Raw genomic sequence first — 23506 nt, 5'->3', positions numbered from 1 at the left:
TGCGCTGGATCAGTGGCTTGCAGCCAGCTATTACATATGCGTTAGGAGCATAGATGTTCAAGAATGCGGACGAAGTCCTCAAGTTCATCAAAGACGAAGATATCAAGTTCGTCGATATCCGCTTCACCGATCTCCCGGGTGTCCAGCAGCACTTCAACGTGCCGGCCAAGAGCGTTGACGCAGACTTCTTCGTCAACGGCCAGCTGTTCGACGGATCTTCCATCCGCGGCTTCCAGGGCATCGCCGAATCGGACATGCAGCTGATCCCGGACGTCACCACCGCATTCCTGGACACCTTCCGCATGGAGAAGACGCTTGCGCTGAACTTCTCCATCGTGAACCCCCGCACCGGAGATCCTTACCACCGCGACCCCCGCGGCGTGGCCGAAAAGGCTGAGGCCTACCTCGCCTCCACCGGCATCGCAGACACCGCGTTCTTCGCCCCGGAAGCCGAATTCTTCGTCTTCGACAACGTCCAGTACCAGTCCTCACCGGAGGGCAGCTTCTACAAGATCGACTCCGAAGAAGCCCACTGGAACACGGGCCGCGAAGAAGAAGGCGGAAACCTCGGTTACAAGACCCCCGTCAAGGGCGGCTACTTCCCGGTCTCCCCCACGGACAAGCAGGCCGACCTCCGCGACGCCATGTGCATCGCCCTGGATGAGGCCGGCCTTGAGGTCGAGCGCAGCCACCACGAGGTGGGCTCCGCCGGCCAGGCTGAGATCAACTACAAGTTCACCACCCTGACGCACGCCGCGGATGACCTGCAGAAGTTCAAGTACGTCATCAAGAACACGGCCGATGCCTGGGGCAAGTCCGTGACCTTCATGCCGAAGCCGGTCTTCGGTGACAATGGCTCGGGCATGCACTGCCACCAGTCGCTGTGGACCAACGGCGAGCCGCTGTTCTACGACGAAAAGGGCTACGCCGGCCTGTCCGACACCGCCCGCTGGTACATCGGCGGCCTGCTCAAGCACTCGTCCGCAGTGCTGGCCTTCACCAACCCGACGGTGAACTCCTACCGCCGCCTGGTCAAGGGCTTCGAAGCTCCGGTGAACATGGTTTACTCGCAGGGCAACCGCTCAGCCGGTATCCGTATCCCGATCACGGGTTCGAACCCCAAGGCCAAGCGCATCGAGTTCCGCGCGCCGGACCCCTCTTCGAACCCGTACCTGGCGTTCGCTGCCCAGCTGATGGCCGGCATTGACGGCATCCGCAACCGCATCGAACCGCCCGCACCGATCGACAAGGACCTCTACGAGCTCCCCGCCGAGGAAGCCAAGGACATCCCCAAGGCACCGGGTACCCTCGAGGAGGCCCTGGAGGCCCTGGCCGAGGACAACGAGTTCCTGCAGGCCGGCGGCGTCTTCACGCAGGACCTGATCGACACCTGGATCGAGTACAAGTACGAGTACGAGATCCGCCCGCTGTCCCTGCGCCCGAACCCCTACGAGTTCGAGCTCTACTACGGCGTCTAGCAAACCGCAGGGCTGAGCAGGTATTCAGTCCGTCAAAGTCCGCCCGCCGTGCAGCCAAGCTGCACGGCGGGCGGACTTTTTGTGTTCAGGCGGGGGCCGGCTCCAGACGTGCTGAGACCAAGAGCCGGCCCCCTGACGCGTGCCCCCGAGACGAAGACTGTTCAGGCCTTCCCCCCAACAAGGTATGAGAACACCGCCAATCCACATGATCTGCCAATGCCGGCCCCCAGGCAAATGAACCTTCGGTGCGCCGTCTGTGAAGATGCGCCCTGCGGCCGCACCCTATCCCGCGAAGCTCCGGAACATGGTCCGCTGCGGTCCGGAACTGCCGCCCAGGTACTGGCCGCGGTCCTCAAAACCCGCTCGCCGGTACGCGGACAGCCCTGCATGGTTTCCCTCATTGACGGAAAGTACGACGCCGGTTTCCGCCGTATTCAGCTTCGCGGTCAGTTTCGCGGCAGTTTCGACGGCGGACGCCGCGGCCAGCGGCCCGAGTCCTTTGCCCTGGTGCCGCCGGTCAATGAGGAACCCCCGCAGCAGCCAGGCCGAGTTCTCATCCGGCCAGCCGGCAAGGCCCGCGGCACCGGCCTGCAGTGTCAGAACCCCCACCGCATAACCGTCGGCTTCGATGACGTACGTGAACCGCGATTCCTCGGCCAGACCGGTCAGGGCCATGCGGAGCGGGTCCCCTACAAAGGTGCTTTGGCCCGGCGCCAGCTCCAGGCCGGCGACTTCACCAAGCTGAATGGCGAGGGAATCGGCGTCGAGCTCATCAAGGGCAATCAGCCAGACAGAAGCAAGGGGGCTTCTCAGGTCAGCGGCCCTCACTGGCTGCGGCAGTTCCGTCTTCGGCGGGCGGGCCTGCGGGGTCCATCCACAGGACTTCCCAAAGATGCCCGTCCGGGTCCTGGAAGCTGTGGTTGTACATAAAGCCGTAGTCCTGGACCTCCTGCGAGGGCCTGCCGCCCGCGGCAAGGGCCTTGCGCACTGTCTCGTCCACGGCCTCTTTGCTGTCCACGGAGAAGGCGGTGATGGCCTCGGTCGCACGGGTGGCATCCACCAGGTCCTTGGACGTGGTTGTCTTGAAGAAGTTTTCCACCAGGAGCATGACGAAGGCGTTGTCATTGATGATCATGCAGGTGGCATTCTCATCCGTGTAGTCCGGGTTGAAGGAGAAACCAAGGGCCGTGAAAAAGTCCACCGACCGCTTGAGGTCCTTGACGGGCAGGTTCAGATAGATTTGGGTAGCCATGGCCCCAAAGCTAGCACCGGACCACGCCAGGTGTCTCCAGTCAGCTGCGGGCTGTCAGCCGGCCCCTTGCTAGTGACCGTAGAAGAGACGTTCGAAAACAGCCCGGGCACGCCGGCTCAGGCGAAGGTAGTCCTCCTCCAACGCCGCCGCGTTACCTGGTTCGTAGCCGCACCAGCGCGCCACTGCCTCCAGGTCGCGCCGGGATGACGGCAGCAGGTCCGACGCTTTGCCGCTCCAGATGACATTGGCTGACCGGATCCGGCTGGCGAGCCGCCAGGCATCGGCGAGCAGCTCTGCGTCTGCCGCGGCGATCAGGTCCAGGGAAGCCGCAGCATCCAGTGCCTCAACAGTGGACGTCGTCCGCAGTTCGTGGTGTTTGCCGGCGTGCTGGAGCTGAAGGAGCTGCACCAGCCACTCGACGTCGCTCAACCCCCCGCGGCCGAGTTTCAGGTGACGGGCGGGATCGGCCCCGCGCGGCAGGCGCTCGGCTTCCACCCGGGCCTTGACCCGGCGCACCTCCCGCACGTCCTGCTCTGAAATCGATTCGGGGTATCTGATCGGGTCTATCAAGGCCAGGAAGTCCCGGGCCAGGTCATCGTCCCCCGCCATCGGCCTGGCCCGAAGCAGGGCCTGCGCCTCCCAGATCAGCGACCACCGGCGGTAGTATTCGGCGAACGAATCCAGGGACCGCACCATGGCGCCGTTCTTGCCCTCCGGCCGCAGGTCGGCATCCATCTGCAGGACCCGTTCGGCCATGATGGCCGGTTTGAGCGGCTGGGTGAGCAGCCCGGACACCAGGGAAACAATCCTCTGGGCCTGTTCCTGTGCCTCGTCCTCCGAGTTTCCGGGCAATGCACGGTGGACATACATGACGTCGGCGTCGGAGCCGTAGCCGATCTCCCGGCCGCCCTGCCGTCCCATGGCCACCACCAGCACGGCGGTCTTCAGCGGGCCCCCGGCGGAGACGGTGCCTTCCGCCACCCGCAGGGCACCCAGCACGGCGGCACGGTCGGTGTCCGCGAGCTCGGCACCCACCTGCTCCTGGCTAAGCAGCCCGGCGGAATCGGCGATCGCAATCCGCAGTATTTCCCGGCGCCGGATCAGCCGGATCAGCCGCATGGCGCTCTCAGGGTCCGAGTGGCGTGACATCTTGGAGGTGATTTCCTGCCACTGGGCTTCGAAGCCAAGCGGCGCAAGATCCTTGTCGTTGCCCAGCCATGCCACCGATTCCGGTGACACCTCCAGGAGGTCCGCAATCAGGCGGGAGTTGGAGAGCACATGGCACAGCCGCTCGGCGGCAGCAGTGGAATCACGGAGCATGCCAAGGTACCAGTGGGTGGTGCCCAGAGCCTCACTGACGCGTCGGAACGCGAGGAGGCCGGCGTCGGGGTCGACGCCTTCGGCGAGCCAGTCCAGGAGGATGGGCAGCAGCTGGCGTTGCAGGGCGGCCCGCCTGCTGACGCCTGCGGTCAGCGCTTCGATGTGCCTCATCGCCCCGCGCGGGTCCCCGTAGCCGAGCGCGGCAAGGCGGCCCTGGGCGGCCTCCGGCGTCAGTCTGGCATCTTCACTGCTGAGCTTGGCCGCAGTATTGAGCAGCGGCCGGTAGAAGATCCGTTCGTGCAGCTCACGGACTGAACGCTTCGTCTTCTGCCAGGCGGCCAGCAGTGCGTCCGCGGGTGGCCGGTCATTGGAAAAGGGGCCCAGGACCGCCTTCGCCAGGGCTCGCAGGGCAGATTCATTGACAGGCATCAGGTGCGTCCGGCGGAGCTGGAACAGCTGGATCCGGTGCTCAAGGAGCCGCAGGTACCGGTAGGCATGGTCGAAGGCAGCGGCGTCCGCCCGGCCGATGTAGCCGCCGGCGGACAGGGCGGCAATTGCCGAGGTGGTGTCCCGGCGGCGGAGCGATTCGTCGGATTTTCCGTGCACCAGCTGAAGCAGCTGGACGGTAAATTCGACGTCGCGCAGGCCGCCCCGGCCCAGCTTGATCTGGCGCTGTTCCTCAGCGGCCGGGATGTGTTCGGTCACCCTGCGGCGCATGGCCTGCACCGATTCGACGAATCCTTCGCGGCCGGCCGAACTCCAGATCAGGGGCGCCACCGCTTTTTCGTAGCGCTCACCAAGCTCCCTGTCTCCGGCTATGGTCCGGGCCTTGAGCAGGGCCTGGAACTCCCAGCTTTCGGCCCAGCGGGCGTAGTAGCTTTCGTGGGAGGCCAGGGTGCGGACCAGTGGTCCCGACTTGCCCTCCGGCCGGAGGTTGGCATCCACTTCCCATAGGCCCGGCTCGCGTGCCACGGAGAAGATGGCCCGCGAGATCCCCGTGGCCAGGGCCGTCCCCACAGTATTGGCACGGGCATCGTCCAGGTCCCCGGCGTCCATCACGTAAATGACGTCGACGTCGGAAATGTAGTTCAGTTCCCGCGCTCCGCATTTGCCCATTCCGATGACGGCAAGGCCGACGCCGGCCACCTCCCCTGCGGTGAACTGCCCGGCCGCCTCCGCCCGGGAGACGGCAAGCGCCGCCTCGATGGCGGCACCTGCGAGATCCGCGAGTTCGGCTCCCACCGCCGGCATGAAGTCCAGCGGGTCCACCGCGCACAGGTCCTTGACCGCAAGGTCCACCACTCCGCGCCGGTAAGCCGTTCGCAGTGCCGCGTATGCTTCGGCGCCGGTCATCCCCGCCACCGGCCGGGACGACCCCGGGTCGGCCCGGACGGATGTCAGCAGGGCAGCACGGAGCTGTTCGGGATCCGCCTGGCGCGGCTCGGGACTGGCCTTGACGTCGAAGGCGGCAAGGTGCTCCGGATGGCGGATGAGGAACTCCCCCAAAGCCTCAGAGGCCCCTAGTACCCGGTATAGCGGCTCACTGGTCTCCGGATCAGCGGCGGCCAACTCCCGGAGCGCCGGGTGTTTTTCAATCAGCCTGACCAGGGACTGCAGGGCGGTGTCCGGGTTTGCCGCCATCGCCAGGCCCGCGAAGATCCTGTCCTGGTCCAGTCCGTCCAGTTCGGCGGCAGCAAGGAACCGCTCGCCCTTCTCCAGGTCACTGAAGCCGGCCGAGATGAGGCGGCGGGCAAGACTCACCGCGCCGCCTAAAGAATGCCGAGGTTGCGCTGCAGTTCGTAGGGCGTGACCTGGAGCCGGTAATCCTGCCATTCGGCGCGCTTGTTGCGCAGGAAGTGCTCGAAGACCTGCTCGCCAAGGATCTGCGGCATCAGCTCAGAGTCCTCCATGGAGCGGATTGCATCGTGCAGGCTCGCAGGCAGGGGGTCATGCCCCATGGCGCGGCGCTCGGCTGAACTCAGCGACCAGACGTCGTCCTCGGCAGCGGCTGGAAGGTCGTAGCCTTCTTCGATGCCCTTCAGGCCCGCACCCAGCAGGACTGCGTATGCGAGGTAGGGGTTTGCCGCGGAGTCGATTCCGCGGTACTCGATGCGGGCCGACTGGCCCTTGCCGGGCTTGTAGAGCGGAACCCTTACCAGCGCCGACCGGTTGTTGTGCCCCCAGCTCAGGTAGCTGGGTGCTTCCCCGCCGCCCCAGAGCCGCTTGTAGGAGTTGACGAACTGGTTGGTCACGGCCGTGAACTCCGGTGCGTGCTTAAGGATTCCGGCGATGAACTGGCGTGCCGTCTTGGACAGCTGGAACTCAGTGCCGGCCTCGTAGAAGGCGTTGGTATCACCTTCGAACAGCGAGAAGTGGGTATGCATGCCGGACCCCGGGTGCGCGGTGAAGGGCTTGGGCATGAATGTTGCGTAGGTGCCCTGCTGCAGGGCGACCTCCTTGATGACCGTCCGGAACGTCATGATGTTGTCCGCAGTCTGGAGGGCGTCAGCGTAACGGAGGTCGATCTCGTTCTGGCCCGGGCCTGCTTCGTGATGGCTGAACTCCACGGAAATGCCTACGGACTCCAGCATGGTCACCGCCGTGCGCCGGAAGTCCTGGGCGACGCCGCCGGGCACGTGGTCAAAGTAGCCACCCTCGTCAACCGGAACCGGGGCGCCGTCCGGGCCCGGATCCTGGGACTTGAGCAGGTAGAACTCGATTTCGGGGTGCGTGTAGCACGTGAAGCCCATGTCCGCGGCCTTGGCCAGGGTGCGCTTGAGAACGTTGCGCGGGTCTGCGGCGGACGGTTCGCCGTCCGGGGTGAGGATGTCGCAGAACATGCGGGATGTCTGCTCGGTCTCGCCGCGCCAGGGCAGGATCTGGAAGGTGGAGGGATCCGGCTGCGCCAGCATGTCGGATTCAAAGACGCGGGCAAGGCCCTCGATGGCGGACCCGTCGAAGCCGAGGCCTTCCTCAAAGGCGCCCTCCACCTCGGCCGGGGCCAGTGCCACAGACTTGAGCGAACCTACGACGTCGGTGAACCACAGGCGTACGAACCGTACGTCGCGCTCCTCGATAGTGCGCAGGACAAACTCTTGCTGGCGGTCCATGAAGGCCTCTTCTCCGGTCAACGTTCTTGCCCCGGGTCCGCGGAAGCGGCAGCCGGCAGCAGCTCACCATCACTTTACTAAGCAATTGGCTCCAATGCGGGAGCCGGCCCCGCACGTAACACAGCGTTAACACCGCAGGCGGCCCGAATATGACGCGGATCACGGCGTTCCGGCCGCCCGGCGGTAGCTTGGAGCGCCGGTACAGCACTACGCTCTTGGCATGGCCACAACCAACAGCCCTGACTCAAGCGCGTCCGCCGAAGTACCCGCACCTTACGGAAACGGCCCTGCACAGGTGCCGGCGCCGTCGTCGGCAGGTCCCGCGAAGCCCGCTGCCAGGGTGCGGATCCACCACCTGCAGCAAGCCAAAAGGGACGGCACGCGGTTCGCGATGCTGACCGCCTATGAGCAGTACAGCGCGGAGATCTTCGACCAGGCGGGCATCGAAGTCCTCCTGGTGGGCGATTCCGCTTCCAACAATGTTTTCGGCAATGAGACCAGCCTGCCGGTCACTGTCGATGAGCTCCTCCCCCTCTGCCGCGCCGTGGCACGGTCCGCCAAGCGTGCGCTGGTGGTGGCCGACCTCCCGTTCGGCAGTTACGAAGTCTCAGCCCGGCAGGGCGTGGAAACCGGGGTCCGTTTCCTTAAGGAAGGCCTGGCCCACGCAGTCAAGATCGAGGGCGGCAAGTACTACGCCGAGACCGTCCGCGCCATGGTCCAGGCGGGCGTCCCGGTGATGGCCCACATCGGCTTCACCCCGCAGAGCGAGCACGCCCTTGGCGGCTACCGTGTCCAGGGCCGCGGCGATGACGCCCAGCGCCTGATCGACGACGCCGTGGCGCTGGCGGAGGCGGGGGCGTTCTGTGTCCTGATGGAAATGGTTCCCGCGGACACCGCCGCCGCAGTGGACGCGGCGGTCAGCGTGCCGACAGTAGGTATCGGTGCCGGCAACGCCACCACCGGCCAGGTTCTGGTATGGCAGGACATGGCGGGACTCCGCGGCGGGAAGATGGCCAAGTTCGTCAAACAGTATGCTGATCTGCGCACAACGCTCAGTGATGCGGCGAAAGCCTACGGCGACGAAGTCCGCTCAGGCCAGTTTCCAGGCCCCGAGCACTCCTTCTAGGACGGCATTCTCGGGCGGCCGTGGCGGATACTTCGAACGCTGTTCAGTCCTCGTCGCCCTTTTCCCAGGCCTCGTTGCGCGCCCGGACCTTTTCCAGGGCGTGTTCAGCTTCCTCGCGGGTCTTGTAGGGGCCGATCAGCTGGCTCCAGTCCGAAAGCGCATCCTCCTCCACCTCGTGGGTGTTCACGTTGTACCAGTACTCCGTCATCGGTGCTCCTCGTTCCGGCCTCAACGGCCTTTCTGTGATCCACGTAACTTATGCACGGATCGGGACAGGTTGGTCTTTGAAGTTACTTGGCGTTCTGCGGTCCCTTATATGATCAATCTATGCCTTCCCTAGCCTCGACTGCACCCACCGGAACCCTCACCCGGGGAACGGTCAGCCCGCAGCTCCCCGTACCGGCGTCCATCCCCCGCCCCGAGTACGTGGGCAAGCCCGCTCCGGCCAAGTTCACCGGATCAGAGATCAAGTCGGCCGAAACGATTGAGAAAATCCGGATCGCAAGCCGGATCGCCGCACAGGCCATCGTCGAGGTCGGCAAACACATCGAGCCTGGCGTGACCACCGACCAACTGGACAAGGTGGGCCACGAATTCCTCCTGGACCACAGGGCGTACCCGTCCACCCTGGGGTACCGCGGATTCCCCAAATCACTGTGCTCGTCCCTGAACGAAGTGATCTGCCACGGCATCCCGGACAGCACCGTGGTGCAGGACGGCGACATCATCAACATCGACATCACCGCCTTCATCAACGGCGTCCACGGCGACACCAACTACACGTTCCTGGTCGGCGACGTCGATGAAGAATCGCGGCTGCTCGTTGAGCGCACCCGGGAATCGCTCAACCGGGCCATCAAAGCGGTGGCACCCGGCCGGGAAATCAATGTGATCGGACGCGCCATCCAGTCGTACGCCAAGCGTTTCGGCTACGGTGTGGTGCGGGACTTCACCGGCCACGGCGTCGGGGAAGCCTTCCACACCGGGCTCATCATCCCGCACTACGACGCAGCCCCCGCTTACAACACCGTGATCGAGGCAGGCATGGTTTTCACCATCGAACCCATGCTGACACTCGGTACGGTTGAATGGGACATGTGGGAGGACGACTGGACGGTGGTCACCCGTGACCACAAACGGACAGCCCAGTTCGAGCACACCCTGCTGGTGACAGAGTCCGGCGCCGAAATCCTCACCCTGCCCTGAAATCCGTGCTGGTCAGCCACCCGGCCCGCCCCGCACGCCCTTCCAAGAACGGAACAACATTGGCCAAGAAGGACGAGAAGTCGCACAAGAACTCCCCGCTGATCGGAATCGACATCGGCGGAACGGGAATCAAGGGCGGCATCGTCGACCTGAAAAAGGGCAAGCTCCTCGGTGAGCGGTTCCGCGTTCCCACTCCACAGCCCGCAACCCCGGAGGCTGTTGCTGAAGTGGTTGCCCAGGTGGTGGCCGAGCTGTCCGCACGTCCCGAGGCACCGGCCGCCGATTCACCGGTTGGCGTGACGTTCCCCGGCATCATCCAGCATGGCGTGGTCCATTCGGCAGCCAACGTGGACAAGAGCTGGCTCAACACGGACATCGACGGTTTGCTGACCGCCCGGCTGGGCCGGCCCGTCGAGGTCATCAACGACGCCGACGCCGCCGGCCTGGCGGAGGCCCGCTACGGTGCCGGCGCCGGGATCGACGGTACTGTCCTGGTCATCACACTGGGCACCGGCATCGGTTCCGCTTTTATCTTCGACGGACGCCTGGTTCCCAACGCCGAGCTGGGCCACCTGGAGATTGACGGCTTCGACGCCGAAAGCAAGGCCTCGGCCGTGGCACGCGAGCGGGACGGGCTCAGCTGGGATGAGTACAGCGTGCTGCTGCAGCGCTACTTCTCCCACGTGGAATTCCTCTTCTCCCCGGAACTGTTCATCGTGGGCGGCGGCATCTCCAAGCGGGCCGACGAATACCTGCCCAACCTCAGGCTGCGCACACCCATCGTGCCCGCCAAGCTGAAGAATGAGGCGGGGATCGTCGGTGCCGCCGTCGAAATTGCAGTCAAGCACAAGCTGACTAAATAAGTCCGGAGTGCCGGTGGTGGCTGCGGCTTCCCCTCCGCTGCCACCACCGGAAGTTCTACGCCCGTGCCTACAGGGGGGTCTTCTCGGAGCTCTTGGCGCCCTTGGCGGTTTGTTGCGTGGCGTCTTCAGCTGACTCGTGACGGAGCAGTGCGATGGCAGTCTCGAAGTCCTCAAGCGACTCGAATGCCTGGTAGACGCTGGCGAAGCGAAGGTAGGCCACCTGGTCGAGTTTCTGCAGGGGCCCCAGGATGATCAGCCCCACCTCGTGGGCGTCGATTTCCGCAGCACCCGAGGCACGGATCTGCTCCTCGACCTCCTGGGCGAGGAGCGCCAGGTCATCTTCGCTGACAGGGCGTCCCTGGCAGGCCTTGCGTACGCCGTTGATGACCTTGCTCCGGCTGAACGGCTCGCCTACGCCGGAACGCTTGATGACCGAGAGGCTGGTTGTTTCCACTGTGGTGAACCTGCGGCCGCATTCCGGGCACTGCCGACGGCGCCGGATGGCTGAGCCGTCGTCGGCCATGCGGCTGTCCACAACACGGGAGTCCGGATTACGACAGAACGGACAGTACATGATGTCCCCTCCCTGTTGCTTCCTGTGACCTGTTGCTTCCTCTGGCCGTCTATCAGTCTACGACTACATGTAGCGGAATAACAATCCTGTAATTACTACATGTAGTGGATACTCCGGCATTCACGCCCGCGCGCAGGTGATCAGCGCGGCTGCTGGAACCGCGCAGTGACAGCTTCGCCGTGGGCCGGCAGATCCTCGGCGCCGGACAGGCTCACGATGTGGCCGCTGACTTCCTGCAGCGCCGCCCTGCTGTAATTCACCACCTGGATGGCACGCAGGAACGTGGTGACGTTCAGTCCGGAGGAGAACGCGGCCGTACCGCTGGTGGGCAGGACGTGGTTTGAGCCGGCGCAGTAGTCGCCCAGGCTGACCGGGCTGTAGTCACCCACAAAAATTGCACCGGCGTTACGGATCCGGGCGGCCACCGCCGGGGCGTCCGCGGTCATGATTTCAAGGTGTTCGGCCGCGTAGGCGTCACAGGCGGCGATGCCCTGCTCGAGGTCCTCCACCAGGACAACACCTGACTGCGGGCCGGAGAGCGCCTCCCGGACCCGCGCAGAGTGCTTGGTGCCGGCGGACTGCCTGTCCAGTTCCGCACGGACAGCGGCGGAAAGGTCTTCCGAATCGGTGATGAGTACGGAGGCGGCGTGCGGGTCGTGTTCGGCCTGGCTGATCAGGTCCGCAGCCACCAGGGCAGGCTGCGCGGAGGAATCGGCAAGAATCGCGATTTCGGTGGTGCCTGCCTCTGAATCGATTCCCACCACGCCTTTGACCAGGCGTTTGGCAGTGGCGACGAAGATGTTTCCCGGACCTGTGACTACGTCAACGGGTTCCAGGGCAGGTCCGGCGTCACCCGCCTCCACACCGTAGGCGAAGGCGGCGATGGCCTGCGCGCCGCCGATGGCGTAGACCTCGTCGATGCCCAGCAGGGCAGCCGCCGCAAGGATGGTGGGGTGCGGGAGTCCGTCGAAGTTTTTCTGCGGCGGCGATGCGAGGGCAATGGATTGGACGCCCGCAGCAAGGGCCGGCACCACGTTCATGATCACTGATGACGGGTAGACGGCCAGGCCGCCGGGGACATACAGGCCCACACGCCCCACAGGCACCCAGTTCTGGCTGACGAGGGCGCCTTCGCCGAGTTCGACGTCGATATTCCGGGGCCGCTGTCCGTCAGCGAACCGCCGTGCGCGGCTGATCGATTCTTCCAGCGCCCTGCGCACCGCCGGATCGAGGTCCGCCAGTGCTTTGGCCAGGGATTCAGCGGGGACCCGCGGGTGTTCCTGCCGGACGCCGTCAAACCTGAGCGAGAGCTCGCTGAGCGCGGCGAAGCCGCCTTCGCGGACTGCCCCGATGATGTCCCGGACCTTCTGTTCCGCGTCCGCCACCGTGTGCTGCCGGGCCCGGGGTACTGCGGCACGCATACCGGCGAGCGTCAGGCCCCGTCCCCGAAGATCGACCGTGCGGAAGCTGACGGCTGCGGCAGAAGGGGCGGCGGAAAACTCAGGAGTAATGGTCACCGGTCCATTTTACGCACCCGGGGCGGTCCCACCGGCTACCGGGGCGCTGCCGGCGTCGGGCCCGCGGTTGAGCAGGTTCAACAGGCTGAGCACAAAAACGGACGCTGCCGTGGCAGCCGGCCAAAGGAGCAGGACAGGCAGGGCCCGGAGCGAAAAGGCCACACTGGCGTTAACCGAGGTGTCGGCGGGCGCTCCCCAGAGCTGCCCTGCGAGTACACCGCTCAGCCACGCCAGGACGGCGCCGGCAAGGCCGCCGGCAAGGCTGGAGAGGAAGGCCGGCTGCGAAGCGCGGCCGTCTTTGTCCGTCAGGAAGACGGCCACCAGGCAACCGAGGAACACGAAGATGCCCGCGAGCGTAAGGTCCCGGGGCAGCCAGACCTCGGGATTGGTTCCGTTGGCAAGGGCAGGATCACGGGTGATCAGGTTCAGTCCGCCCGGGGCCAGCAGCCACCAGAGGAGGCCGCCCGGAACACCGCCGGCCGCTGCAACGGCAAACCACTTCCACGGTGGACGGGAAGACCGGCGGTGGGCGGCGTGTTGACTCATTAATAAACCTTAACAAAAGTTGGCACCACCCGATCAGATGACGTGGCGGGTCAGGCGATTCCGCCGGGCCGGGCAGGAGCAATACGCTTAATGCAGAGTCCGAATTAAGCCTGCGTTTCAGGGAGCCGGTTACCACCATGACAGACAAGACGGCGTACGAGAACACCTTCAAGGAGATGTTCCGCCGCCACGCGGCCGGCGTTGCCATCATCACCGTCAACTACCAGGGCGAGCCGTATGGCTTCACCGCAACGTCCGTTGCCTCGTTGTCGGCACAGCCTCCGCGGTTCACCTTCAACATGGCCCGGAGTTCGAGTTCCTGGCCCGCGGTGGCCAATACCACCCACCTCGGTGTCCACATGCTTGGTCTGGAAAACCAGGAGCTGGCAGACCGGTTCGCGCGCACCAAAGACCGTTTCGGCGGAGATCACTGGGAGCTTGGCCCGCACAACGTCCCGATCCTCAAGGGCGTCGCAGGCTGGCTCATCGGCGAAATCCAGATGCGGCTCTCGTTCGAGAACAACGCCGTGGTGGTCGTCGAAGTGGTGGACGGCGAAGTGGGCGGCGATGGTTCGCCGCTCCTCTACCACGGTGGCGCCTATGGCCAGCCGGTCCCGCTGGACTACGAAATCTAGTTGTCCAGGCAGGTCGGCCCGAGGAGGACTTTCAGGTCCCCGAACAGGGACGGACTCGGGTTGACCCGCAGGTGCACCGGCAGGCCCATGACTTCGGTCCGTGTGTCGCCCTGCAGGTGCAGGCGGACTTCGGAGTTTCCGCGGTGGTTGCGCAGGACATCCCCGAGTTCGGTGACCACAGCCTCTGTTGCCTTGTGCGTGGGCATGGAGATGAGTATGGGGCCGTTTGTGCCTTCGCTGAGGTCCGGTACGGACAGCTCCATGCAGTTCAGGGCCACGGCCCCGTCGTCGCGCCGCTGCAGGCGGCCCTTGACCACCACGATGAGGTCCTCCGCCAAGACGGATGCGATGGGGCCGTAGACCTGGCCGAAGAACATCACTTCCATGGAGCCGCCGAGGTCTTCGATTTCCGCGCGGGCGTAGGCGTTGCCGCTGGCCTTCGCTATCCTGCGGCTCAGCGAGGTGATCATGCCGGAGATGGTGATGATCGCGCCGTCGTGAGGCCCGTCCTCGGCGATCACCGACGTGATGCTCTGGTCCGCGTGCTGGCTGAGGAGTCCTTCGAGGCCCTGCAGCGGGTGGTCCGAGACGTACAGTCCCAGCATGTCCCGCTCGAACGAGAGCTTGTCCTTCTTCTCCCATTCCGGAAGGTCTGGAATCTCAATGCTCAAAGAAGCCTCGGATTCGGCCTCGTCGAAACCGGCGAAGAGGTCAAACTGGCCGATCGCCTCATTGCGCTTCAACGTGATGACGGAGTCGATGGCCTCTTCGTGGATCATCGCCAGCGCCCGCCGGTGGTGGTTCAGGGAGTCGAAGGCACCGGCCTTGATCAGTGATTCGATGGTCCGCTTGTTGCAGACAACGGCAGGGACCTTCACCAGGTAGTCCTTGAAGGACGTGTAGGCGCCTTCCTTTTCGCGGGCGGCCACCATGGCTTCGACGGCGTTGACGCCGACGTTGCGGATGGCCCCCATGCCGAAGCGGATGTCGTTGCCCACAGGCGTGAAGTTGAGGGCTGACTCGTTGACGTCCGGCGGCAGCACCGTGATCCCCATGCGGCGGCATTCGTTCAGGTAGATCGCGGACTTGTCCTTGTCGTCGCCCACCGAGGTCAGCAGGGCGGCCATGTACTCCGGCGCGTAGTGCGCCTTGAGGTAGGCGGTCCAATAGGAGATCACGCCGTAGGCGGCGGAGTGCGCCTTGTTAAACGCGTAGTCGGAGAAAGGAAGCAGGATGTCCCACAGGGTCTTGACGGCCTCCATGGAATATCCGTTGTCCTGCATGCCCTGGGAGAAGCCGGCGAACTGCTTGTCCAGTTCGGATTTCTTCTTCTTACCCATGGCGCGGCGCAGGATGTCTGCCTGTCCAAGGGAATAGCCCGCGAGCTTCTGCGCGACGGCCATAACCTGTTCCTGGTAGACAATCAGCCCGTAGGTCCCGCCGAGGATCTCGGCCAGCGGTTCCTTCAGCTCCGGGTGGATCGGGATGACTTCCTGGATCCCGTTCTTGCGCAGCGCGTAATCGGTGTGCGCGTTGGCGCCCATCGGACCCGGGCGGTAGAGGGCCAGCACGGCGGAGATGTCTTCGAAGTTGTCAGGCTTCATCAGCTTCAGGAGCGCACGCATGGGTCCGCCGTCGAGCTGGAACACGCCGAGGGTGTCGCCGCGGGCCATCAGCTCATAGGACGGGACGTCGTCCAAGGCAAGCGTGTCAAGGTCAAGGTCATGGCCCCGGTTGAGTTTGATGTTCTCCAGGGCGTCGGAAATGATCGTCAGGTTCCGCAACCCCAGGAAGTCCATCTTGATCAGGCCCAGGCCCTCACAGGTGGGGTAATCGAACTGCGTGATCACCTGGCCGTCCTGGATGCGGCGCATGACCGGGATGACGTCGATGATGGGGTCCGAGGACATGATGACGCCGGCCGCGTGGACGCCCCACTGGCGCTTCAGCCCCTCAATGCCCAGGGCGGTTTCGAAAACCTTTGCAGCTTCCGGATCGGTGCTGATGAGCTGGCGGAAATCGCCGGCCTCGCCGTAGCGCTTGGACTCAGGGTTCTGTATGTCTGCGAGCGGGATGTCCTTGGCCATGACGGCCGGCGGAAGGGCCTTGGTCAGCTGCTCCCCCATGCTGAAGGGGTAGCCGAGCACGCGGGACGAATCCTTGAGCGCCTGCTTGGTCTTGATGGTGCCGTAGGTGACGATCATGGCGACGCGCTCGTCACCGTACTTGCGGGTCACATAGTCGATGACTTCGGAGCGGCGCCGGTCATCGAAGTCGACGTCGAAGTCAGGCATGGAGACGCGGTCCGGGTTCAGGAAGCGCTCGAAGATCAGGCCGTGGTGCAGCGGGTCGAGGTCGGTGATCCGCATGGCGTAGGCCACCATGGAACCGGCACCGGAGCCACGGCCCGGCCCAACGCGGATGCCGTTGTTCTTCGCCCAGTTGATGAAGTCGGCCACCACCAGGAAGTACCCGGGGAAGCCCATGGAGGTGATGACTTCCAGCTCGTAGTCGGCCTGCGTGCGGACCTTGTCCGGAATCCCGCCCGGGTAGCGGTACTCAAGCCCGGCGGCCACTTCCTTGACCAGCCACGAGGTCTCATCCTCGCCCGGCGGGCAAGGGAACCGGGGCATGTAGTTGGCCCCCGTATTGAACGAAACTTCGCAGCGCTCGGCGATCAGGAGGGTGTTATCGCACGCGTCAGGGTGATCCCTGAAAAGCTCCCGCATTTCCTGGGGCGACTTGAGGTAGTAACCGCTGCCGGAGAATGCGAACCGGGAGCCGCCATTGTCATAGGTGGGCTCCAGCAGGGTCGAACCCGACTGGATGGCCAGCAGCGCCTCATGGGCCTTGGCGTCGTGCTCGTGGGTGTAGTGGAGGTCATTGGTGGCCACCAGGGGCAGGTTCAGGTCCTTGGCCAGGCGCAGCAGGTCCCCGGTGACGCGGCGTTCGATGTCCAGGCCGTGGTCCATCAGTTCGCAGAAGTAGTTCTCTGCACCGAAGATGTCGCGGAACTCCGAAGCAGCTTCCAGGGCCTCACGGTACTGGCCAAGGCGCAGACGGGTCTGGACCTCCCCCGACGGGCAGCCGGTGGTGGCGATCAGGCCTTCCGAGTACGTGTTCAGAAGCTCCCGGTCCAGCCGCGGCCACTTCCCGAACACGGCGTCCAGTGATGCGATGGACGATGCACGGAAGAGGTTGCGCATCCCGGCGTTGTTGTAGCTCAGGAGCGTCATGTGGGTGTATGAACCACCACCGGAGATGTCGTCTTTCCGCTGGTGTTCCTCGCCCCAGCGGACCCTGCTCTTGTCCGTCCGTGCGGTGCCGGGAGTGACATAGGCTTCGACGCCGATGATGGGCTTGATGCCCTGGTCCGTGGCGCGTTTCCAGAAGTCGAAGGCCCCGAACAGATACCCGTGGTCGGTGGTGGCCAGGGCCGGCATGCCGAGGCGTTCGGTCTCATCGAACAACTCCCCCAGGCGGGCAGCGCCGTCCAGCATGGAGTATTCGGTGTGGTTGTGAAGATGGACGAACGAGGCATTGCTGGAAGTCACCGCACTATTCTATGCGCTGGCCGGACGTCCCCGCCGCAGCGACCCAGCGCCTAGGCTTGACCCGATTCCAGGACTTCAAGGGCATAGGCGAGGTCCTGCGGATACTCGCTGGTGACCGTCACGCGCTCCCCTGTCACAGGGTGCTCAAATCCGAGCTGGCGGGCATGCAGCCACTGACGGGTCAGGCCCAGCGTGGCGGCGAGCCGCGGGTCCGCGCCGTAGGTGAGGTCCCCGGCGCAAGGGTGGCGAAGCGCGGAGAAGTGAACCCGGATCTGGTGCGTGCGGCCTGTCTCCAGGTGCACCTCCACCAGGGTGGCTTTGCCGAAAGCTTCGAGCACCTCGTAATGCGTGATGGACGGCCGGCCGTCCTCGATGACGGCAAACCGCCAGTCATGTCCCGGGTGCCGCCCGATGGGCGCATCAATGGTGCCTTCGAGGGGATCCGGAAGGCCCTGGACGACGGCGTGATACACCTTCTCCACTGTGCGCTCCTTGAACGCGCGCTTCAGGGCGGTGTAGGCACGCTCCGTCTTGGCCACCACCATCACGCCCGACGTGCCGACGTCGAGCCGGTGCACGATGCCGGCCCGCTCAGGGGAACCGGACGTCGAAATCCGGTACCCGGCGCCCGCAAGGCCACCCACGACGGTGGGTCCCACCCACCCTGGTGACGGGTGGGCCGCGACCCCCACGGGCTTGTCCACGACGACGAAGTCGTCGTCGTCCAACAGGATCTTCAGGCCTTCCACAACTTCCTCCACCACTTCGAGCGGGTCCCGTCGATCAGGCACCGTCACTTCAAGCACATCCCCGGCTGCCAGGCGCGCGGACTTGCTGAGCTTTTTGCCACGGTTCACTACATTGCCTTCGGCAATAAGCGTGGCGGCCAGGTTCCGGGAGATCCCCATCAGCCCCGCGAGCCCCGCATCGGCCCGTGTTCCGCCGAATTCCTCGGCCACTACGATGCGTTCAGGCATCATCGGCTTTCTTCTGTGGTGCCGTGACGTGCCTGGAACCATCCAGGGAGATCCCCTTCAGGGTCAGGATGCAGATGATGGCCACCGCGGAGACCACGGCGGAATCAGCAATATTGAAGATGGCAAAATTCGGCAGCTGGATGAAGTCAACAACATGCCCCATCCCGAAGGATGGCTCCCGGAGCAGCCGGTCCGTCAGGTTGCCCAGCGCCCCGCCCAAAAGGAGCCCCAGTGCCAACGCCCACCAGGCTGAACCCAGCTTCCGCACCTGGAACAGGATGGCAATGGAGACGCCGGCCATAATGATGGAAAACACCCACGTTACGTTTTCGCCGATGGAGAATGCCGCACCGGAGTTGCGGATGAAATACCAGTGCAGGAGTGGCGGCAGCACCGGAATACGTTCTCCCTCCACCATGGTGGAGGTCACCCAGAGTTTGGTCAGCTGGTCCAGCACGTAAGCAAAGACTGCAAAGCCTGCGAAGAGCGAAAGCAGGCGCGCCCGCGAGGGACGGGAGGAGGAAGATGAAGAAGCGGGGTGTGCAGCGTCCGCGGCGAGGTCGTCAGTCATGGTGCTTTCATTTGGTGAAACCGATGCTAATCACAAAAGCCGGCGGCCGAGGAAACCCCAGCCACCGGCTTTCAGAATACGTGCTTTGCGAAACTAGTGCGCTTCAACTTCCGGGGCGGCAACTGAGCCACGGGCGTCGAGGTCGCGGAGCTGGCCTTCGATGTAGGCCTTCAGGCGTGAACGGTAGTCACGCTCGAAGCCACGGAGCTGCTCAACCTTGCGTTCCAGGACGGAGCGCTGCTGCTCAAGGGCGCCAAGGATCTTTCGGGACTTCTCCTGGGCATCGTTGACCAGGCTGCTGGCTTCGATCTGCGCCTCGGCAATGATCTTGTCCTTTTGGGCCTGACCGTCAGCGACGTGGCGATCGTGCATCTGCTGGGCCATGGCAAGCAGGCCGGCCGCGGACTCGGCGGAAACCGTGCTGCCTGCAGCAGCTGCGGGCGCAGCGGCCGGAGCGGCTGAAACAGGTACTACCTGTTCGGCTTCCTTCTTCTTGGCGGCGTCAGCAGCCTTGGCCTCAGCTTCGGCCTTCGCGGCGGAGTCGTCCTTTTCGGCCTTGACGGGCGCGGGGACCTTCTCGACCACCGGGGCGGCTGCAGTTGCGCTGGCCGGCACGGCAGTGCCTGATTCGGCAAGCTTCTTGCGGAGCTCGTCGTTCTCCTGGTTCAGGCGCCTGAGTTCCACGACGATCTCGTCCAGGAAGTCGTCAACTTCGTCCTGGTCGTAGCCTTCGCGGAACTTGGTCGGCTGAAAGCGCTTGTTGACAACGTCTTCTGGCGTCAAAGCCATCTGGTCACCTCATTGGTCTAGTTAGTCAGTAGGCCTTCCGGCCGTCAAAACTACGGTACCTAAATATTGTCTGGTTCCTCTAATTCAACACTGGGTGTCAAACCGGAGATTTCTTCGCTTCGCAGAGTTGCCGTTCCCTGAGGGGAACTTCACCTGCGCCGCTAGGTCTTATCGAAAACTTACGCGAAACCCCGGGTGACCGCCATTGCGATGACGACGGCGATGAACAGGATCAGGAAACCCAGGTCCAGCGTCACACCCCCAAGCCGCAGCGGCGGGATCATCCGGCGCAGCACCTTCAGCGGAGGGTCGGTGGCGGAATACACCGCGTGGGCCACCACGAGGGCAACGCCGCGCGGCCGCCATTCCCTGGCGAACATCTGGACCCAGTCAAAGACCAGCCGGATGATGAGCCCCACAAAGAACAGCAACAGGACGATATAGACAAGTCCGAAAACAATTCCCATGACTTAACTCATATCTCCATGTCCATCCGGATACCGCAGTGCCCTGCCAACGTTTCGTGTCTATTTCAGCACAGATGCCAGACAGGTGTACCTGCCTGGCATCCGCTCGAAGCTTTTGTGGCTAGCTTTGGTTGAAGAAGCTGGCCTGGGTCTCGCTGACCTTCTTGTCATCACCGATGACCTCAACGTACGACGGCGAGAGCAGGAACACCTTGTTCGTGACCCGTTCAATGCTCCCCCGGAGCCCGAAAACCAGTCCGGCCGAGAAGTCCACGAGGCGCTTGGCGTCTGACTCACCCATGTCGGTGACGTTCATGATGACAGGGATGCCGTCCCGAAAACTCTCGCCAATGAGCTTGGCGTCGTTGTAGGACCGGGGGTGGATGGTGGTGATCTGGCGAAGCCCGGTGGTTTCTTCGCGGCTCGAGGCCGCACGCTTAATGGGGGTCACAGGTGCGCGGTATTCCTCTTCGGGGGCGTAGGACGACTCGCGGCTGACATCGCGGACCGGTGCCGGTGCACGGCGCTCCTCGCGGTCAACTTCCATTGATTCGTCCTCGTCCTTACGTGTTGTGGTGTGCTCGGACTCGTAATGTTCATCGCCATCGGCGAGCCCAAGATAGATCATTGTCTTGCGCAGAGCGCCGGCCATGGTCGACTCCTAATCGTGTCCGCAGACGGGCCGCCCAATGACTTGACAGCACTGGCATCCCCCGCCATTCACTTCCTATAGCTCGACGCTACCGCACGTCAGGACGCGATCCGAGAATATCGGAACCGATTCGCAGGTGTGTCGCCCCGAAGCGGATGGCCGCTTCAAGGTCCTGGCTCATACCCGCCGAGATGGACCGGGCGGAGGGATGGTCCGTCACCAGGGCCGCCGAGACGCCGGCAAGTTTCTCGAAGGCTGCCTCCGGGCTGCTGCCGAGAGGAGCCACGGCCATGACGCCCGCCAACTCCAGTCCAACAGCTGCCGCCAGCCTGTCCGCCAGGAAGGGCACCTCAGCCGGCGCCGCCCCGCCACGGTGGGTGCCGGCGTCGTCGTCGAGATTGACCTGGATAAAACAGTCAAGCGGTCCGCGCCCGGTCCTGGCCTGTTCCGCGGAAATGGCCCGCTCGAGGCTGTCCACCAGTGTCAGCCGGTCAACAGAGTGCAGTGCGCGGGCGTAGCGGACCACGGATTTTGCCTTCTTGCTCTGCAGCTGTCCGACGAAATGCCAGGTGAGGTCAAGATCGGCCAGTTCAGCTGCCTTCGACGAGGCTTCCTGGTCCTTGTTTTCGCCGATGTCGCGGACGCCGAGTTCCGCCAGCCGCCTGATATCCGCGGCCGGATGGAATTTGGTAACCACGATCAGGGTCGGCAGCTCCCCGGACCGGCCCGAGGCGGCGGCAGCGGCTTCGATGCGCCGCTGGACGGTGGCCAGCCGCCGGGACAGCTCAGCCGTCCGGCCTGCGCCGGCAGCAGCGTCGCTTTCACTCATGTGACCACACGAGTCCGGCAAACCTGCCAGTGGCGCTGGACCGGCGGTAGGAGAAAAGCTGATCAGTCTCAAGCGTGCAAGGCCCCGCGTAGTCGACAATGACGCCGTCGGCTTCCAGCTGGCTCCTCGCCCCGGCAGGCAGATCCAGGGACGGTGTGCCCCACGATGTGGAAGCCCACGCCGCAGGAACCCGGGCCGCGACTTCTGCACGCAGCCCAGCGGGGACCTCGTAGCAGGAACCACAGATGGAAGGACCAAGCCACGCATGGATACCGGCCGCTCCAGCTGACCTCATTTTCCGCACAGCGGCCGGAAGTATCGCGTTTGCGATGCCCGGACGGCCGGCGTGCACGGCCGCCAGGACCGGACCATCAGGCCCTTCTCCAACGAGCACCACGGGCACGCAGTCGGCCACCATCACGGCGAGCGGCAGGCCCTGCGACACCATGGCGTCCGCCGTCGGGGCAGCAGTATCCGGTTCCATCACTTGAACGGCGGTGCCGTGGACCTGCTCCATGAACCTGAGGGATCCGGAAACCAGGCCCGCGGCGTTCTCCAGGGCACGGCGGCGCTGGAGAACGTCAGCGGGGTTGTCCCCCACATGAAGGGCAAGGTTGCCTGCGTGGATGTCCGTGAAGGCCACACTCACGCCGGGACGGACGGCCGTCCGCCAGAAGAACAAGCCGTGCCCTATTTCAGGAAGTCGGGGACATCCAGGTCGTCCGCACGGCTTCCGGAGAGGTCGGGCTCCACCACGGAGGGGAGGTCGACGTCGAAACCTGAGTCGGCGGGGACCGAGGACTGCCGCTGCTGGCCCCAGTTGCTGAGTCCGGACGCACCGACACCGGCGTGGACAGGCTGGGCGTTCATCTGGTGGCTGCTTGCGGAGGCAGGGGCCTGGGTGGGCGCCGCAGCGGGCCGCTGGGGGGCCACCTGGGGCTGTGACTGGTCCATGGACGGCGAGGTGGCCTTGACGTCGTCGAACCCTGCGGCAATGACCGTGACGCGGGCTTCGTCACCAAGGGCGTCGTCGATGACGGCACCGAAGATGATGTTGGCTTCCGGGTGGGCCACTTCCTGGACAAGCCGCGCTGCTTCGTTGATTTCGAACAGACCGAGGTCTGAGCCGCCCTGGATGGACAGCAGAACGCCGTGGGCGCCGTCGATGGAGGCTTCCAGGAGCGGGGAAGCAATAGCCAGTTCCGCAGCCTTGACAGCACGGTCTTCGCCGCGGGCGGAGCCGATGCCCATCAACGCGGAGCCTGCACCCTGCATGACGGACTTGACGTCGGCGAAGTCAAGGTTGATCAGGCCGGGGGTGGTGATGAGGTCCGTGATGCCCTGGACACCGGACAGCAGGACCTGGTCAGCGGAGCGGAAAGCGTCCAGGACCGAAACGTTGCGGTCGCTGATGGACAGCAGACGGTCGTTGGGGATGACGATCAGGGTGTCGACTTCGTCGCGGAGGGCGTCAATGCCCGCCTCGGCGGAGCCTGCACGGCGGCGGCCTTCGAACGTGAAGGGACGGGTTACCACGCCGATGGTCAGTGCGCCGAGCGAGCGGGCAATGCGGGCGACGACGGGCGCGCCGCCGGTGCCGGTTCCACCACCTTCGCCCGCGGTGACGAAGACCATGTCCGCGCCGCGGATGACCTCTTCGATCTCTTCGGCGTGGTCCTCGGCAGCCTGCCGGCCCACTTCCGGGTTCGCACCCGCGCCAAGGCCGCGGGTCAACTCCCGCCCGATGTCGAGCTTGACGTCGGCATCGCTCATCAACAATGCCTGGGCATCGGTGTTGACGGCGATGAACTCGACGCCGCGAAGACCGACCTCGATCATGCGGTTGACTGCGTTCACGCCACCGCCGCCGATGCCGACGACCTTGATGACGGCCAAGTAGTTCTGCGGAGCTGCCACGTTACGTGTCCCTTGTTCGTGTTCTATTGCGAAAACTGTGGAGTCGGGCTTGAAGCTTGAAACCCTAACCTTCGAGTTGAAGGTTATAGTTATGTCAAGTAACTCATGTCTGGAACGCTATTT

The 23506-nt window shown here is 64.5% G+C and carries 22 protein-coding genes; 5 read left to right on the top strand and 17 right to left on the bottom strand.

What is annotated here, in order from left to right; all coding sequences use genetic code 11:
• Positions 1-53: 53 nt before the first annotated feature.
• On the top strand, positions 54-1478 hold the full coding sequence (gene glnA / locus ABIA70_RS09865; protein WP_354147430.1) for a type I glutamate--ammonia ligase: 1425 nt from the start codon (positions 54-56) through the stop codon (positions 1476-1478).
• A gap of 282 nt (positions 1479-1760) precedes the next feature.
• On the opposite strand, the gene ABIA70_RS09860 is transcribed toward glnA (ABIA70_RS09865), so the two are convergent.
• The 4 genes from ABIA70_RS09860 to glnA (ABIA70_RS09845) all read right to left on the bottom strand — a co-directional run bounded on the left by ABIA70_RS09860 (position 1761) and on the right by glnA (ABIA70_RS09845) (position 7160).
• Complete coding sequence (locus tag ABIA70_RS09860) at positions 1761-2306, bottom strand: GNAT family N-acetyltransferase (RefSeq protein WP_354147429.1); 546 nt, start codon at positions 2304-2306, stop codon at positions 1761-1763.
• The gene (locus ABIA70_RS09855) at positions 2293-2730 is read right to left on the bottom strand and encodes a VOC family protein (RefSeq protein ID WP_354147428.1); all 438 of its coding nucleotides are present in this window, start codon (positions 2728-2730) and stop codon (positions 2293-2295) included. The genes ABIA70_RS09860 and ABIA70_RS09855 overlap by 14 nt, the downstream gene beginning before the upstream one ends.
• Positions 2731-2799: 69 nt before the next feature.
• The gene (locus ABIA70_RS09850; RefSeq protein WP_354147427.1) at positions 2800-5811 is read right to left on the bottom strand and encodes a bifunctional [glutamine synthetase] adenylyltransferase/[glutamine synthetase]-adenylyl-L-tyrosine phosphorylase; all 3012 of its coding nucleotides are present in this window, start codon (positions 5809-5811) and stop codon (positions 2800-2802) included.
• 8 nt (positions 5812-5819) lie between these two features.
• On the bottom strand, positions 5820-7160 hold the full coding sequence (gene glnA / locus ABIA70_RS09845; RefSeq protein ID WP_354147426.1) for a type I glutamate--ammonia ligase: 1341 nt from the start codon (positions 7158-7160) through the stop codon (positions 5820-5822).
• 220 nt (positions 7161-7380) lie between these two features.
• Here glnA (ABIA70_RS09845) and panB point away from each other — a divergent pair, with 220 nt between their 5' ends.
• Positions 7381-8286 carry a 3-methyl-2-oxobutanoate hydroxymethyltransferase gene (panB, locus tag ABIA70_RS09840; RefSeq protein WP_354147425.1) on the top strand — a complete coding sequence of 302 codons (906 nt, stop codon included), beginning with the start codon at positions 7381-7383 and terminating at the stop codon, positions 8284-8286.
• 43 nt (positions 8287-8329) lie between these two features.
• Here panB and ABIA70_RS09835 read toward each other — a convergent pair whose 3' ends face one another.
• Entirely contained in the window at positions 8330-8494 is a 165-nt protein-coding gene (locus ABIA70_RS09835; protein WP_111906938.1) for an SPOR domain-containing protein, read from the bottom strand.
• A 119-nt stretch (positions 8495-8613) separates the two neighbouring features.
• On the opposite strand from ABIA70_RS09835, the gene map reads away from it, so the two are divergent.
• Both map and ppgK read left to right on the top strand, forming a co-directional pair.
• Entirely contained in the window at positions 8614-9492 is an 879-nt protein-coding gene (gene map / locus ABIA70_RS09830) for a type I methionyl aminopeptidase (RefSeq protein WP_354147424.1), read from the top strand.
• Between the two features lie 59 nt (positions 9493-9551).
• Entirely contained in the window at positions 9552-10355 is an 804-nt protein-coding gene (ppgK, locus tag ABIA70_RS09825) for a polyphosphate--glucose phosphotransferase (RefSeq protein WP_354147423.1), read from the top strand.
• Positions 10356-10422: 67 nt separating this feature from the next.
• Here the strand turns inward: ppgK and nrdR are convergent, their stop codons facing one another.
• The 3 genes from nrdR to ABIA70_RS09810 form a co-directional block, all read right to left on the bottom strand.
• Positions 10423-10929, bottom strand: a complete 507-nt coding sequence (gene nrdR, locus ABIA70_RS09820; protein WP_354147422.1) for a transcriptional regulator NrdR — start codon at positions 10927-10929, stop codon at positions 10423-10425.
• A 140-nt stretch (positions 10930-11069) separates the two neighbouring features.
• Positions 11070-12446: a histidinol dehydrogenase gene (gene hisD, locus ABIA70_RS09815; RefSeq protein ID WP_354147421.1), complete on the bottom strand. Its 1377-nt coding sequence runs from the start codon at positions 12444-12446 to the stop codon at positions 11070-11072.
• A 9-nt stretch (positions 12447-12455) separates the two neighbouring features.
• Positions 12456-12992 carry a hypothetical protein gene (locus tag ABIA70_RS09810; protein WP_354147420.1) on the bottom strand — a complete coding sequence of 179 codons (537 nt, stop codon included), beginning with the start codon at positions 12990-12992 and terminating at the stop codon, positions 12456-12458.
• Between the two features lie 137 nt (positions 12993-13129).
• On the opposite strand from ABIA70_RS09810, the gene ABIA70_RS09805 reads away from it, so the two are divergent.
• Entirely contained in the window at positions 13130-13627 is a 498-nt protein-coding gene (locus tag ABIA70_RS09805; protein WP_354147419.1) for a flavin reductase family protein, read from the top strand.
• Here the strand turns inward: ABIA70_RS09805 and dnaE are convergent.
• The 9 genes from dnaE to ftsZ form a co-directional block, all read right to left on the bottom strand.
• Positions 13624-17181, bottom strand: coding sequence for a DNA polymerase III subunit alpha (gene dnaE, locus ABIA70_RS09800; RefSeq protein ID WP_354147418.1), 3558 nt, complete (start codon positions 17179-17181; stop codon positions 13624-13626). The two genes, ABIA70_RS09805 and dnaE, sit on opposite strands and share 4 nt — an antisense overlap.
• 50 nt (positions 17182-17231) lie before the next feature.
• Entirely contained in the window at positions 17232-18158 is a 927-nt protein-coding gene (locus ABIA70_RS09795; protein ID WP_354147417.1) for an RluA family pseudouridine synthase, read from the bottom strand.
• Positions 18151-18729, bottom strand: a complete 579-nt coding sequence (gene lspA, locus ABIA70_RS09790; protein WP_354147416.1) for a signal peptidase II — start codon at positions 18727-18729, stop codon at positions 18151-18153. Before lspA ends, ABIA70_RS09795 begins: the two co-directional genes overlap by 8 nt.
• 93 nt (positions 18730-18822) lie before the next feature.
• Entirely contained in the window at positions 18823-19518 is a 696-nt protein-coding gene (locus ABIA70_RS09785) for a DivIVA domain-containing protein (RefSeq protein ID WP_354147415.1), read from the bottom strand.
• Between the two features lie 179 nt (positions 19519-19697).
• Entirely contained in the window at positions 19698-19985 is a 288-nt protein-coding gene (locus ABIA70_RS09780; protein ID WP_354147414.1) for a YggT family protein, read from the bottom strand.
• A gap of 121 nt (positions 19986-20106) precedes the next feature.
• On the bottom strand, positions 20107-20637 hold the full coding sequence (locus ABIA70_RS09775; RefSeq protein WP_354147413.1) for a cell division protein SepF: 531 nt from the start codon (positions 20635-20637) through the stop codon (positions 20107-20109).
• 88 nt (positions 20638-20725) lie between these two features.
• On the bottom strand, positions 20726-21466 hold the full coding sequence (locus ABIA70_RS09770; RefSeq protein ID WP_354147412.1) for a YggS family pyridoxal phosphate-dependent enzyme: 741 nt from the start codon (positions 21464-21466) through the stop codon (positions 20726-20728).
• Positions 21459-22148 (bottom strand): purine nucleoside phosphorylase YfiH/LACC1 family protein, encoded by a 690-nt coding sequence (locus tag ABIA70_RS09765; RefSeq protein ID WP_354147411.1) that lies wholly within the window; start codon positions 22146-22148, stop codon positions 21459-21461. Before ABIA70_RS09765 ends, ABIA70_RS09770 begins: the two co-directional genes overlap by 8 nt.
• 8 nt (positions 22149-22156) lie before the next feature.
• The gene (gene ftsZ / locus ABIA70_RS09760; RefSeq protein ID WP_354147410.1) at positions 22157-23383 is read right to left on the bottom strand and encodes a cell division protein FtsZ; all 1227 of its coding nucleotides are present in this window, start codon (positions 23381-23383) and stop codon (positions 22157-22159) included.
• Positions 23384-23506 lie beyond the last annotated feature (123 nt).

The organism is Arthrobacter sp. 754 (assembly GCF_040548695.1).
Lineage (GTDB): Bacteria > Actinomycetota > Actinomycetes > Actinomycetales > Micrococcaceae > Arthrobacter.
Note: the sequence above shows the minus strand (reverse complement) of the source record. Positions and strands in the feature narration are given on the sequence as shown.

Excerpts from the sequence above, each read along its gene's own strand:
- glnA (WP_354147430.1), top strand. The coding sequence starts at position 54 with ATGTTCAAGAATGCGGACGAAGTCCTCAAGTTCATCAAAGACGAAGAT.
- ABIA70_RS09855 (WP_354147428.1), bottom strand. The coding sequence starts at position 2,730 with ATGGCTACCCAAATCTATCTGAACCTGCCCGTCAAGGACCTCAAGCGG.
- glnA (WP_354147426.1), bottom strand. The coding sequence starts at position 7,160 with ATGGACCGCCAGCAAGAGTTTGTCCTGCGCACTATCGAGGAGCGCGAC.
- panB (WP_354147425.1), top strand. The coding sequence starts at position 7,381 with ATGGCCACAACCAACAGCCCTGACTCAAGCGCGTCCGCCGAAGTACCC.
- ABIA70_RS09835 (WP_111906938.1), bottom strand. The coding sequence starts at position 8,494 with ATGACGGAGTACTGGTACAACGTGAACACCCACGAGGTGGAGGAGGAT.
- map (WP_354147424.1), top strand. The coding sequence starts at position 8,614 with ATGCCTTCCCTAGCCTCGACTGCACCCACCGGAACCCTCACCCGGGGA.
- nrdR (WP_354147422.1), bottom strand. The coding sequence starts at position 10,929 with ATGTACTGTCCGTTCTGTCGTAATCCGGACTCCCGTGTTGTGGACAGC.
- ABIA70_RS09810 (WP_354147420.1), bottom strand. The coding sequence starts at position 12,992 with ATGAGTCAACACGCCGCCCACCGCCGGTCTTCCCGTCCACCGTGGAAG.
- ABIA70_RS09805 (WP_354147419.1), top strand. The coding sequence starts at position 13,130 with ATGACAGACAAGACGGCGTACGAGAACACCTTCAAGGAGATGTTCCGC.
- ABIA70_RS09795 (WP_354147417.1), bottom strand. The coding sequence starts at position 18,158 with ATGCCTGAACGCATCGTAGTGGCCGAGGAATTCGGCGGAACACGGGCC.
- lspA (WP_354147416.1), bottom strand. The coding sequence starts at position 18,729 with ATGACTGACGACCTCGCCGCGGACGCTGCACACCCCGCTTCTTCATCT.
- ABIA70_RS09785 (WP_354147415.1), bottom strand. The coding sequence starts at position 19,518 with ATGGCTTTGACGCCAGAAGACGTTGTCAACAAGCGCTTTCAGCCGACC.
- ABIA70_RS09780 (WP_354147414.1), bottom strand. The coding sequence starts at position 19,985 with ATGGGAATTGTTTTCGGACTTGTCTATATCGTCCTGTTGCTGTTCTTT.
- ABIA70_RS09775 (WP_354147413.1), bottom strand. The coding sequence starts at position 20,637 with ATGGCCGGCGCTCTGCGCAAGACAATGATCTATCTTGGGCTCGCCGAT.
- ABIA70_RS09770 (WP_354147412.1), bottom strand. The coding sequence starts at position 21,466 with ATGAGTGAAAGCGACGCTGCTGCCGGCGCAGGCCGGACGGCTGAGCTG.